Origin of the sequence: Sporosarcina sp. Marseille-Q4063 (assembly GCF_018309085.1) — a bacterium.
GTDB lineage: Bacteria > Bacillota > Bacilli > Bacillales_A > Planococcaceae > Sporosarcina.
Window position 1 is genome coordinate 2,573,473 of the sequence record NZ_CP070502.1, and the last position, 11,632, is coordinate 2,585,104.

Consider the following 11,632-nt stretch of genomic DNA (forward strand, 5'->3'; position numbering starts at 1 on the left):
AAATTGATGAATAAATTATCCCAAGAAAACTTTTCTGCTATAAAGAGCGAAATACAAGATGGAAGACTGACGATGTCAGGGATGAGAGGATACCTAATTGGGATATTTCTTGCTTCTGGTATCTTCGTAGGTATATCTTTTGCTGTAGCAAATGCTAATACGATTGGATGGGACACTCTATCTAGAGGGTGGCATATGATTTACTATATAGAAGCAGTACTATTCGGCATTCATTTGCTATTAATTTTACTCTGCTGGGGGAATAATGCCGTCAATCAAAAGTTGTTAAGTTTAGGCGTGGTCTTGTTAACATATAAAGCAGCATTAGATCCGTTTCTCATGGTTATTATGTTTAGTAAAGATGAAGGAAAGTATGAATCGTTATTCCCAGTTATACTAGTTATATTGATAAGTGGACTTATTCTACATATAACTGTACTTATTAACTGGCTAAACAGCTTAAAACAAAAGAAAAAGAAATCAAAAGAAAAAGAATCAAAGTATTTTTTTCTTGTACCTATAGTGTTGATTTTAACAACCTTAACTACAATAGTTACTAAAAATGGGATGTTAGGAGATTTTGATCTTTTATTTGGATTATTTATAGTTACCGTCGTTTATCTAGGTTTATTAATCGCTGCTGTTGAATTTCTAATTGCAATGTATTGCATTTTTAAGTTCCCTTCATTTTCGGTAAGGAATTTTAATAAGTAAAATAGAAAAGGTGGAAGCATAATGATTGTTCGGGAAAAGGCATTGGTTATTCAAAACGCAATTTGCGTTGAAGAAATAATACCGCATGAGGATTGGTTCAAACCTGCATTTAGTCTCAGAAGCAATGTAGGAAATCAAGAAGTGTATAGTACAAGTCCGGTCATTTTTACTGTTGAAGAGATGGATAATGAGCCTGCTTTCGGAAAATACACTTATTATTTGGGGCTTAATACAATGGTTGAAGTGGATGAAGTTGATGATTTTAAACAACTAGAAACATTGTCTATTCCGGCTGCGTTATCGATTCGCTGTGGTGAAACAGGAGAGTTGAGTAAAGCGTATGAGTTATTATGGGATTATGCAGAAAAAAACAGCATAGAAATTGACAGTACTTTTTATCATGTATGTTTTCATCTTTATAAAGAAATTATTATAGACGTATATGCGCCCGTCATAGAAAGGTAGGATGTGTGATGATTGTAGATTATGAAGAACTTATGTATAAAAACGTAGTTTGGCATTCGTATGAAATTTATTATAAGGATTTTGAAAAAGCATTAGAAGATTTCAATGAAAAATTAGTGAAAGCGAAATTGACGGTGAATGGTCCGCTTTTTTACGGGTTGAATAACATACCCCGTGATGAAATCATGCAAGTTGATATCTACATGCCTGTCCAACAATCTTTTGTTGCAAAGGACACCGACTTAAATTTTCAAAGCTATTTCTATATCGATAATATGATAATGACAAGAATAACAGGCGATTTTGAAACAAAAACCGAATTGGCATACGATAAACTACTAAAATACTCCATGGAAAATGACTACAATATTATTTCACCCATGTACCATGTCGTTAGAGGAGACGATGAAATTCAGTGGGTTGAATTGAAAGCAAAGATTTATTCTGAGGCAGACTTTGAGGAAGATTTAGAAGAAGAAGCAGAATTCTGGGACACACTTTTAAATTCCTAAGAAAAATAATCGGTTGTTTCCGTAATACAAAGAAGAAATGAGGATGAAAACATGCAAGTTCGTGAAGAACCATTAATTGCAACTAATTTAGTAGTTGCCGAGGAAGTTATCCCGCATGCCGACTGGTTTAAGCCGGCATTAAATTTACGCAGAGAGCTTATTAAAGAAGACGTTTATTATACAAACACCGTCATCTTCACGGTTGAAGATGTGGAAGAAGATCCTACACATGGAAAATACACTTATTATATAGCATTAGACCCAATAATGGGGGATGACCTAGTTTTGAATTTCCGACAAGAGGAAATATTGGCAGCCCTTCCAGCACTGTATGTTCGTTGTACGGAAATTGATCAACTTGAAGAAGCTTATGAATTAATACGTACATATGCATCGGAAAACGATATCCAACTCGAAGGTCCATTTTATCATGTTTGTTTTGATGCATTTGACCGCGCTGTTATTGAAGTATTTATTGCAATTAAAGAGGAAGAAAAAGGGCTTATGAAATGGTTCAAGAAATGGTTATAGTATGTTGAGAAGGATTGATTATTCGAGGTATATAGGTATTCTTTTTTCAATAATAGCTGGTTTGTTGGGATTTTTTGTTTATTTTAAGCTCATTCCTACAATCGATGATCCTGGTAACCATATGCTGCGATTTATTTTTCTAAGTCCGTTCATATGGTTTTCCATAGGTATTATTAATATGTATATCATGCGAATATTTGGTTCAGGTTTTCGCAATAAACTGCTTACATACATCCCTAAAAAGAATGACGTTGTTATTAATAGAATAGCAACTTCTTGGGCTATTGATTTGGCGGGTATCGCCGCTACGATTTGGGGATGGTCCTATCTTCCTTGGTTTGTCACGATTATATTTTCATGGAATCCCCTTAATCCGACAATTACACAGGCATTTTTCCTTCTATTGACACTTTTGCCCATCATTCATTACTTATTACAAATGTACTTCTATCTGCATAATCATTTAAGAAATGTTCCAATTTTAGTGCTATCAGATGATAAGTTCAGAACGGATAATGCCGCGTACTCTTGGAAGGATATAGGGGAAATTAATCGGCTAAGCAAAGAATATTTGGAGGTCAATCTTAAAGAGGAGGCTATGGAAAAATACAATACACAATTTCCTCATATTATTTCATTGCATCAAGAAGAGATTTCAGAGCATATATTTGATTTGTTTAAAAAAATTGAGGTTTTTAAAAGTAAAGCCTAATTAAATAACCTTCACAGAGAATTTGAGTGGTAGACCTACCATGATTGGAATGAGAGTTTGCATTCCTCATCGGTGTACTTTTTTATTCGGGATTTCTTGTGGGACATCAAATGAATCCAGTGTTTTCCAAAAACCACCACAATATGATTGACAATGAGTATAAGATTGTCTCTCCCGATATTTCATGTAATAGGAGGGGACGTGCAGTGGGTGGAGTTAAAAGCAAAAGTTTCTTCGGAAAACTACGATGAATTTTTCGAGAAGGAAGCGAAAAGTTGGGATCGATTATTAAGTATGTTTGACTAGAAATGAATATAAAATGGAGGTTTTAAAATGTTATTAAAAGAAGAACAGATTATTACTTATTTAAAGGAGCACGACCTATTTGATTCATCAGGTGAGAATCATACAGTTTTTGGTATAACCATGCCTTCCACATTGGATTATATTTTATTTGGTGCAGCGTCGGTTCTATCAACGAAATATAATGTTGTTAATTTATCAGATAAGGGGATTGCTATTCTAGCAATAGATAATGTTACTGGGAAAATAGTAGAGGGAGAGCATGCGTTTATTCCAAAAGAACAGATTACTAAACTTGAAGTGAAAAGTAAGTTTACGCACCATCGCCTGAAAATTGAAACGCCAGCAGGAAACACAGGATTTAAATTAAATAAAGTAATGATAGGTGCAGGTTGGCATAAAAGAAACCTGCCGAATGTTTTACAAGCAGTAGAAACAAAAAGCTTTAAATGAACACATAAGTAAGCGAATAGAAAAATACATAAATTATGAAATGAGAGAGTTAAATGGGGAAATTGATAAAAACGATAATTATGGGAATCCTAGCAACGCTTGTTTTAACGGGATGCAACACTTCGAGTGATGCAGAGGCTGAATCTAAGGTAGAAAAGAAAGAACCGCAACCATTAACGCTCCAAGTATTAAAAATGGATGAAGAAGAAGGCATCACGCTGGATAATAATGATGTCTATAAAGAGATTAATGAAATTGTCACGGAAAACCCAGACTTGGGCATCGCGAATGATTTCAGCATTCAAATTCTAGATGTTGTTGAAAATATGGATGGTACATACGACACTTTAGCGTTTCTGGCAATCAATCGATTAGACGAGCCGTTAAAAAATATTAATTTTGAATATACGTTAGGGAATGACGAAGGTGAATATGTTTTCGATGGCATTGAAATTGATTTGACGGAATCAGAGGTAGGCGTTATTCAAGCACATAGTGTTGTGCCGTTTTATTTAGAAGTGACGGAAGAACAAATTGATTTATTAAGTACGTTGGATCAAGACAATAGCGTAATGGAATTCGATAACTTTACATTTGAATCAGTAGAATAATAGTTGGCAGGGGATATGTATACCTTAAATTTGAATTTTTAATTCGAAATTAGGTAGGACATATCCCTGTCTTATTTAAGCAGCGATTGATGGAATTAGCATCACTCATAATCGAGGTGAAATTGATGGGTAAATTATCGGAAGAAAGTTTTTCAGCTATTAAAGGAGAACTAATAGATGGAAGATTGACGGTGTCTGGGATGAGGGTCTACCTTATTGGGTTGTTTGCTTTTTCTGGAATTGCGGTAGGCGTGTCATTAGCTGTAGCCAATGCGAATACAGTCGGCTGGGATACACTATCTACTAGTTGGCATAGGATTTATTACGCTGAAGCGGTTTTATTTGGTATCCATTTGCTAGTACTCTTACTTTGTTGGTGGAATAATGCTTTTAGTCAAAAGCTGTTAAGTGTTGGTATGGTGGTTTTCACGTATAAGGCAGCATTGGATCCTTTTCTTCCGTATTTAATGTTCAGTAAAGATGAGGGTAATTATCATTTATACTTGCCGATTATTCTTATTATTTTAGTTAGTGGATTGATACTTCATATAGTTGTTTTAGTTAAATGGATCAACAGCTTAAGACCGAAAATTGGGAATGGAAAGAAGTCAAAAGTGAAAAAAGGCTCGAAGCATCTCGTATTATTTCCAGTAATCTTTCTATTAACCGCACTAACAACTCTGGTAATCAAAAACGGTATACTAGGGGATTATGAACTGGTTTTTGGTGTATTTATAGTAACTATATTGTATCTGGGCCTGTTAATCGGCGCTTGTGAATTTATAATTGCAATGTATTGCGTTTTTAGATATCCCTCATTTTCTGTGAAAAACTTTAATATTAAGTAGTGAAAGAAGAAAAATGATACATCGGTTACAATTGTTCAGTTTCAAAAGATTGTAATGTTAGGTGGTTAAATTTATGACTAAATTATCCGAAGCAAGTTTTGCAGCAATAAAAGACGAAATACACGATGGAAGATTAACAATGTCGGGAATGAGAGGTTACCTAATTGGCATATTTCTTTATTCTGGGATAGTAGTTGGGATATCTTTGTTTGCTGCACACCTTAATACAATTGGATGGGATACGTTGTCTGCAGGATGGCATATGATCTACTATATTGAAGCAGTTTTATTTAGTCTACATTTGCTGTTGATACTCTTATTGTGGAATAATACTTTTATTCAAAAGTTGTTAAGTGTTGGGATGGTATTGTTTACGTACAAGGCTGTGTTGGATTCTTATCTAGTGATATTAATGTTTAGTAAAGATAGAGGAATGTATGAAGCGTATTTACCAGTGATATTAATTATTTTATTGATTGGAATAATAATTCATCTAACTGTTTTGTTTAAGTGGATTAATAGCTTAAAACAAAACAATAAAAACGTAGGAAAATCAAAAGGGAAAAAAGACTCGAATTTTATCATATTATTTCCAATAATTTTCCTGTTAACAGCGTTAACATCCACGGTGATTAAAAATGGTTTGCTAGGGGATTACGAACTTGGTTTTGGTGTGTTTATTGTAACAGTTGTCTCATTTGGTCTATTAATTGCTGCTGTTGAGTTTCTGATTGCAATGTATTGCATTTTTAGATATCCCTCATTTTCTGTAAATGTACCAAAACGAAAAAATATGCAACTTGTAAATAATAAAAATAAAATTCAAAAGAACAGGAATCAAATGAAGAGACAACAAAAATGAGTGTACGGGAGAAATGATTTGTGTAGAAGAGATTGTTGAGTAATGGGGGCAGAGCAAGAAATGTTAAAGAACTTGTCTGAATCTGATTTTATGGTTTTAAGGAAACCTCTACAGTCAGGAAGGCAGAGTCCAGGTTCTTTGGGGGCGGTACTGTTTCTATCTATATTTTTACAAGCATTACTATTATTTCTGGAATATTATATAGGTGGTTACTCGGTTTACCCAAATCAGAAAAAAGTATTTTCTGTTCACTTATGGATGTCTAGTATTCTTGCGGTATTGTCACTGATATATGCTTTTTCATTTATTTACATGAAGAGTCAAAAAAACCAATATCTCTTAGGGATTATAGTATCTCAAAATCTTTTTGGAGTATCGACTTTTATTCTGGCCTTGTTTATACTCGGCACTGGTGAAACAGGTGTTAAAGCCGATGCTAAATCACTTCTAACCTTCACTTGTGTGACATTGCTATTTGGTGTATTATTTTTCATCGCAACGTCGATTCGCTTTTATATTTTATTACAAAGAGGTCATTTTCGAATAGGTTCTAAAAAAGACGAGCTTAGGGAAAGATTTGAAACGAAGTCTTATTTACCAATTGTTATTGTTGCAAGCACAGGGTTTTTGTTTATCATGCAACATTTATTCAAAACGTTTGAGTTAGCTGATATAGAAATAATGTTCATGATCGTGCTGGCTATGATTATATATTTCACGATGATCTTCGTCCTTCCAGAGCAACTTGTCATTCTATATTGCAAGTTCCGTTTTGATAGTTTAAATTATAGTAAAAAAGGAAGGTTGAAACCGTTTAATTCCCGGAGAAAAAATGTTAGGAACTGATAAAAGTGTTATTTATTTAGGTTTGTTAATCGGTGCCTCTGAATTGCGGATCACAGCCGATTGTATATCTTGTTATCCTAAATTTTTAATTATGAATTTCAAGAATTAATGTTAACTAGAAAAGGTGGGTTCTGTGAGTATGAAGAAATTGATGCTAATGATGGCGCCGGTTTCATTGATCGCATTTTTAAGTGGTTGCTCTATATTTGTAAAAGAAGTAGATTATCAACCCATCGCAAATGATTTGAATGAGAGAAATATGGATAAGATTTTAAATGCTGTAGATGGGTATGCGGAGATTACTCATAGTGCATTTCTAGTCACATCAACAGCGGGGGAAAAGAATGAAATAGAAAGAGAAAAAGATAAATTCTCGTTTCGAGGTATTTATAATACATCTGATAATACTGCTTTAGGAGCTGGAGAAATAACATTTGAATCTACCGTAGAAAGGAATGATACGGAAGAACAAATAAGCAAAGAAAACTCACCAGAATTCCCGCTCAATTATTCTGAAAACCACTATATAAATCCCGAAACAAATATGGAGTTTGATTTAGTATTTATGGTCGATAAACTTCAGGGAATCGAAAAAGTTGCCCCCAAAAGATATAAATATGGATTAGATAGCCCCCCAATGATTTCATATGATCTAACTGAACGTGAATTTACTGAGATTATTAACGATGATTTGAAAATTGATTACGACGTATTTAATAAAGCAACTATTTTCCTTGAACTTCAAGAAAAAGATAAAAGGTTTTCTATTACAAGGATTTCCCTAAATGTCACCTGGGGGGAACTGAAAAATAATGTATTGATTGATTATCAATTAAATAATAGAGTTTCTTTTCCAAATGAGAATGTTGATGCAAAGAGAGAGTATGAACAATTGAAGGATGGCAGACTTGAGTGAAGTTAATTCGGAAAGGTGGAATCCGCAAGTATGAAGAAATTAATGTTACTGATATTGACGGTCTCACTAGCCGCTCTTATAGTTGGCTGTTCCTTATTTGTAAAAGAAGTAGACTATCAAACTATCGCAACTGATTTAAATGAAAAAAACATGGATAAGATCTTAAATGCGGTGGGGAGATATGGGGAAATAAATCAATACATAACAATTTCCTATAATGGCATGGACATAGAAGATAATAGTTTACATGGAATTTTTGATACAAAAGATAAGATTTCTTACGGAGTTTTTAGCCAGTGGGATGTAAATAATAAGATTGAGGGTAATTATTTCTATGAAAACGATGAATTTAAGGTTGATAATCAAAACGTAACAGGAGAAAAAATGCTTTTTTTATCCATGCATTTACAGGGGATAGAAAAATTGATACCTGAAAAATATATTTATGGATTAGATGAGCCGCCCTCAGTAAGGTATCAATTAACAGAGAGTCAATTTGAAGAAATCATAAATGACGACCATGATATTCAGTACGATAAGTTTGAAGCAGCAAAAGTATTGATTCAACTAAGAGAAGTTGGAAACTCGTTTGAAATTAAAACAATCACTATTTCAGCAAAGTTAGAACGAGAAATGGAAGAAAATATACACAAGGTTTTATTGTCATCAAGAACCGATTTGTTATTGACGGAAGAAAACGGCAATTCGCAAGAAGCATACAAGCTTCAAGAAGATAGGTTTAATACTTCGAACAGATAGGAAAAAAGGTGGAATCTACATATATGAAGAAGTTGATGGTAATGATGTTATCAGTTTCACTAATCGTTTTTCTCAGCGGCTGTTCCTTATTTGTAAAAGAAGTAGACTATCAGCCCATCGCAAATGATTTGAATGAAAAAAATATGGATCGGATTTTGAATGCGGTGGATGGGTACGCGAAGATAAATCATAGCGCTTTTGTTATAACCCCGTTAACTGAGGATAAAAATAAAAGGGATTTAGCGGTCTTTACAGGAGTTTATAGTACTAATAATAACAATGCCTTTGGAACAGGAAAAGAAACACAAAGCATTAATGAACTGGATAGTCATTGGGAGGAAGAAGAAACACATAGACTTTCAGCTTACTATTCTGATGGCAAATATACCAATCGAGAATCTGACGAGGAATTTGAATTAATATTCATGCCGGATAAACTCCAAGGAATTAATGATATTATTCCAACCAAGCTTAGTTATGGTTTGGGTTCACCGCCGTCAATATTTTATGATTTTACCGAACAAGAATTTAACGAGATAATTAATGATGATTTACAAATCGAATACGACAAGTTTACAGGAGCGACATTGTTGATAGGTTTACAAGAAGATAGAAGTGAAAAGAAATTCTATATATCTGAAATTGGTGTTTCGTTTCAATGGGACAAAAAAAGATAACGAAGGAAAATTAGTTAGTTTGGAGTTATCTAACCATGTCGACATGACAATTGGTAACCAAGGAGCGAAAGAGGATTATTTTCAAATGAAAGATGCGAAATAATGAAGAGCTAGGCGGTCTTATAGTTAGATTAATGATATTACCCATTTAGTTAATGTGATAAATAGTCCTTAGATAAAGAACTCAAATCCAGGGGGAATGGTTGACATGAAAATATTAAACGGTTCATTCTCGCAAGTAAAAGATGCGATCAGTAAAAACTTTGCAACGAATGCTTATAAAGATATGCAAAACTCGAATTTCGGTAGAGTGCTATTATCATGTGGATTCTTTATTGGAAGCATGTATGCGCTATTTGCTTTTGGCTGGTACTTGTCGGGTGATTTTGAAGAGCCGGCTGTTCCGTTAGATGTCAATAATGAATTCAGAGATATAGCATCGAGCATTTGGTATATTCACGCCGTCGCTATATTTTTAATCATTGGTTTCGTTACGTCTTTGGTCTATAGACGAAATAATAATATAAAGGGCTATTTAGTTATAAATATCACACTTACGACCCTAATTTTCTTCTTTGTTCTTTACGCTTTCAAACTCAGTCAATTAATTGTTTATAACTTTTCCCTTCGGGTTATTTACAATGTGTTTTTTATAGCCACGCTCGCATTTGTGATAAATAAAATCTACCGCAACGCAATGGAGATGGTTTATGGGACGAAGAAAAGAAGGTCCATAATAGTAGAGTGGGCGAGTGCTAATCGAAAGATGATAATTGGATGGTTGGTTGGAATCTGGGGGATTAGTCAAATCGCTAATGCCACCTTTGGATCAGCTGAATATGATTTTGAAACAAGAATGATTGGTGCGCTAATTGATTTCATGCCGCTCATTGTTTGCGGGATTAGTTTTGTTCTACTTTATATGTTTGGAAATTTAATAAGAAGCTTTTATCTTTATAAATATACCGAGGAATTTAGGGTAATGTTTGGTGTCGAAAAGGATAATTGGTATGGAAAATAGATTTCGGGCTTGTAAAAATAAATTTTCGAGGTGTTAGAGTGCGAAAACCAAAAGAAAAAGATTTTAGATAAATGAGATGATGCGTTAGATTCAAATATTACTTCTCCTGTACTTATGACAATGCCTAGAATGTGTAATTCCAAGGCTAATACTATCCATTTATACTAATATAGTAAGTAAAGAATAATCCATTGGAGGATATTTTATGAGCCATTTAAAAGGACTTGCGGTATTGACGCTTTGCACTTCAGTGATACTAGGGGGTTGTTCAATTTTGAATTCCGCAGAAGAGGAACAAGATTATGAGTTCGTTGACGGGAAAAACGGCGCAAAGGAAATTAAAATTTCGGAAAAAGAAAAGGAAAGGCTAAAAAAAGTTGGAGAAGCATATCAAGAAGAGAATTATGTACCTGTTCAGGAATACATTGGTGAAGGATTTACATTAGCACCCGATAACGGCACGGATGCGATTGCGGAAAGTCATAAAGATGAAGTGGAACAGGCCGTTGAGAAGTTTTTTAAAGAAACCTATAAGACAGACATCAAAGTTCATAACATCGTCGGAACTACAGATGCAGCCTCCGTATTTGTGGAATCAGTTGGAGAACCCCATTTTTATACGTTGGCGATTATTCCAGTTGATGTAAAGAATGAGACGGTGGAGACCGATGGGGTTTGGTCTTTGGAAGGTGAAATTGAGATGTCAATCATTACGGGTTTACTTGCGATGATTAATGACGAGGAGTTTGCTGTGTTGGATGGTTATTTGGAGAAGCTTGCAAATGAAAACTTAATTGCGGGGAAAAGAATAGAGGCATTAGCGAATGTCGGGGCAAATAAACATGCGACGCCATATTATCGTTTAAATTCAAGTATTGATCCATTCCAAGATCTACTTGATGCGTATTTTGAAAATCCAAATCGTGCGCTAGAAGGGTGGAAATCTTTAGCCAAAGATTTTTCGTATAATCCGGATGAAATAAGCGTTGCGATTGATTTGTTTATGCCGGAAAAAGATATTGACCCAAGTGATGAGTTGATAAATAGGATTGCGTCTGACATTATAGCAATGAATGGCTTGCCTCATGCGGAATATGTGATTTATTTACATGATAATTTTGTAGATAAAACATCAGGCAGAGGAGACAAAGACAATTCACTTGATTGGGATAACCCCGACATAATTATTGGTGAATAGGAGGAGGGGGGCAATGAAGTCTCCATTACCGTCCGGTGTAGAATGGTTAATTCTAAGTCTATTTCATTTGTAAATACTCACCCCCATTTAAATAACCTCGCTAGTTATAAAGATTTACTCCTCGCCTCTAGCTGTCCGACTATTCTACCTGCTTTGCATATTTAGTAGTGATTTTCCGTTGAATAAATGCTAATACTATCCATT

General features: G+C 34.4%; 15 protein-coding genes. All 15 read left to right on the top strand.

Translation table 11 applies throughout. The features are described from left to right. Positions 1 to 6: 6 nt before the first annotated feature. The 15 genes from JSQ81_RS13340 (at position 7) to JSQ81_RS13410 (ending at position 11,428) form a co-directional block, all read left to right on the top strand. Positions 7 to 714: a hypothetical protein gene (locus tag JSQ81_RS13340; RefSeq protein ID WP_212604513.1), complete on the top strand. Its 708-nt coding sequence runs from the start codon at positions 7 to 9 to the stop codon at positions 712 to 714. Positions 715 to 735: 21 nt separating this feature from the next. After that, on the top strand, positions 736 to 1,179 hold the full coding sequence (locus JSQ81_RS13345) for a hypothetical protein (protein ID WP_212604514.1): 444 nt from the start codon (positions 736 to 738) through the stop codon (positions 1,177 to 1,179). Between the two features lie 8 nt (positions 1,180 to 1,187). After that, on the top strand, positions 1,188 to 1,691 hold the full coding sequence (locus JSQ81_RS13350; RefSeq protein ID WP_212604515.1) for a DUF5085 family protein: 504 nt from the start codon (positions 1,188 to 1,190) through the stop codon (positions 1,689 to 1,691). Positions 1,692 to 1,742: 51 nt separating this feature from the next. Beyond that, entirely contained in the window at positions 1,743 to 2,222 is a 480-nt protein-coding gene (locus JSQ81_RS13355; protein WP_212604516.1) for a DUF5085 family protein, read from the top strand. Positions 2,223 to 2,400: 178 nt separating this feature from the next. Further along, a complete protein-coding gene (locus tag JSQ81_RS13360) occupies positions 2,401 to 2,934 on the top strand; it encodes a hypothetical protein (RefSeq protein ID WP_212604517.1) in 534 nt (177 codons plus the stop codon). A gap of 333 nt (positions 2,935 to 3,267) precedes the next feature. Further along, a complete protein-coding gene (locus tag JSQ81_RS13365; RefSeq protein ID WP_212604518.1) occupies positions 3,268 to 3,690 on the top strand; it encodes a hypothetical protein in 423 nt (140 codons plus the stop codon). Between the two features lie 53 nt (positions 3,691 to 3,743). After that, a complete protein-coding gene (locus tag JSQ81_RS13370; RefSeq protein ID WP_212604519.1) occupies positions 3,744 to 4,301 on the top strand; it encodes a hypothetical protein in 558 nt (185 codons plus the stop codon). A 125-nt stretch (positions 4,302 to 4,426) separates the two neighbouring features. Then, complete coding sequence (locus tag JSQ81_RS13375; RefSeq protein WP_212604520.1) at positions 4,427 to 5,149, top strand: hypothetical protein; 723 nt, start codon at positions 4,427 to 4,429, stop codon at positions 5,147 to 5,149. A gap of 73 nt (positions 5,150 to 5,222) precedes the next feature. Then, entirely contained in the window at positions 5,223 to 6,011 is a 789-nt protein-coding gene (locus JSQ81_RS13380) for a hypothetical protein (RefSeq protein WP_212604521.1), read from the top strand. Between the two features lie 42 nt (positions 6,012 to 6,053). After that, entirely contained in the window at positions 6,054 to 6,857 is an 804-nt protein-coding gene (locus JSQ81_RS13385) for a hypothetical protein (RefSeq protein WP_249336540.1), read from the top strand. A 139-nt stretch (positions 6,858 to 6,996) separates the two neighbouring features. After that, a complete protein-coding gene (locus JSQ81_RS13390) occupies positions 6,997 to 7,773 on the top strand; it encodes a DUF3952 domain-containing protein (RefSeq protein ID WP_212604522.1) in 777 nt (258 codons plus the stop codon). A gap of 30 nt (positions 7,774 to 7,803) precedes the next feature. Further along, a complete protein-coding gene (locus JSQ81_RS13395; RefSeq protein ID WP_212604523.1) occupies positions 7,804 to 8,532 on the top strand; it encodes a hypothetical protein in 729 nt (242 codons plus the stop codon). A 23-nt stretch (positions 8,533 to 8,555) separates the two neighbouring features. Continuing rightward, positions 8,556 to 9,209, top strand: a complete 654-nt coding sequence (locus tag JSQ81_RS13400) for a DUF3952 domain-containing protein (RefSeq protein WP_212604524.1) — start codon at positions 8,556 to 8,558, stop codon at positions 9,207 to 9,209. 208 nt (positions 9,210 to 9,417) lie between these two features. Continuing rightward, complete coding sequence (locus JSQ81_RS13405; RefSeq protein WP_212604525.1) at positions 9,418 to 10,230, top strand: hypothetical protein; 813 nt, start codon at positions 9,418 to 9,420, stop codon at positions 10,228 to 10,230. A gap of 205 nt (positions 10,231 to 10,435) precedes the next feature. Then, a complete protein-coding gene (locus JSQ81_RS13410) occupies positions 10,436 to 11,428 on the top strand; it encodes a DUF1672 family protein (protein ID WP_212604526.1) in 993 nt (330 codons plus the stop codon). The last annotated feature ends 204 nt before the right edge of the window (positions 11,429 to 11,632 follow it).

Bases quoted from the DNA above. Each gene is read 5' to 3' on its own strand.
- JSQ81_RS13340 (WP_212604513.1), top strand. From the start codon at position 7: ATGAATAAATTATCCCAAGAAAACTTTTCTGCTATAAAGAGCGAAATA.
- JSQ81_RS13345 (WP_212604514.1), top strand. From the start codon at position 736: ATGATTGTTCGGGAAAAGGCATTGGTTATTCAAAACGCAATTTGCGTT.
- JSQ81_RS13350 (WP_212604515.1), top strand. From the start codon at position 1,188: ATGATTGTAGATTATGAAGAACTTATGTATAAAAACGTAGTTTGGCAT.
- JSQ81_RS13355 (WP_212604516.1), top strand. From the start codon at position 1,743: ATGCAAGTTCGTGAAGAACCATTAATTGCAACTAATTTAGTAGTTGCC.
- JSQ81_RS13360 (WP_212604517.1), top strand. From the start codon at position 2,401: ATGTATATCATGCGAATATTTGGTTCAGGTTTTCGCAATAAACTGCTT.
- JSQ81_RS13365 (WP_212604518.1), top strand. From the start codon at position 3,268: ATGTTATTAAAAGAAGAACAGATTATTACTTATTTAAAGGAGCACGAC.
- JSQ81_RS13370 (WP_212604519.1), top strand. From the start codon at position 3,744: ATGGGGAAATTGATAAAAACGATAATTATGGGAATCCTAGCAACGCTT.
- JSQ81_RS13375 (WP_212604520.1), top strand. From the start codon at position 4,427: ATGGGTAAATTATCGGAAGAAAGTTTTTCAGCTATTAAAGGAGAACTA.
- JSQ81_RS13380 (WP_212604521.1), top strand. From the start codon at position 5,223: ATGACTAAATTATCCGAAGCAAGTTTTGCAGCAATAAAAGACGAAATA.
- JSQ81_RS13385 (WP_249336540.1), top strand. From the start codon at position 6,054: ATGGGGGCAGAGCAAGAAATGTTAAAGAACTTGTCTGAATCTGATTTT.
- JSQ81_RS13390 (WP_212604522.1), top strand. From the start codon at position 6,997: ATGAAGAAATTGATGCTAATGATGGCGCCGGTTTCATTGATCGCATTT.
- JSQ81_RS13395 (WP_212604523.1), top strand. From the start codon at position 7,804: ATGAAGAAATTAATGTTACTGATATTGACGGTCTCACTAGCCGCTCTT.
- JSQ81_RS13400 (WP_212604524.1), top strand. From the start codon at position 8,556: ATGAAGAAGTTGATGGTAATGATGTTATCAGTTTCACTAATCGTTTTT.
- JSQ81_RS13405 (WP_212604525.1), top strand. From the start codon at position 9,418: ATGAAAATATTAAACGGTTCATTCTCGCAAGTAAAAGATGCGATCAGT.
- JSQ81_RS13410 (WP_212604526.1), top strand. From the start codon at position 10,436: ATGAGCCATTTAAAAGGACTTGCGGTATTGACGCTTTGCACTTCAGTG.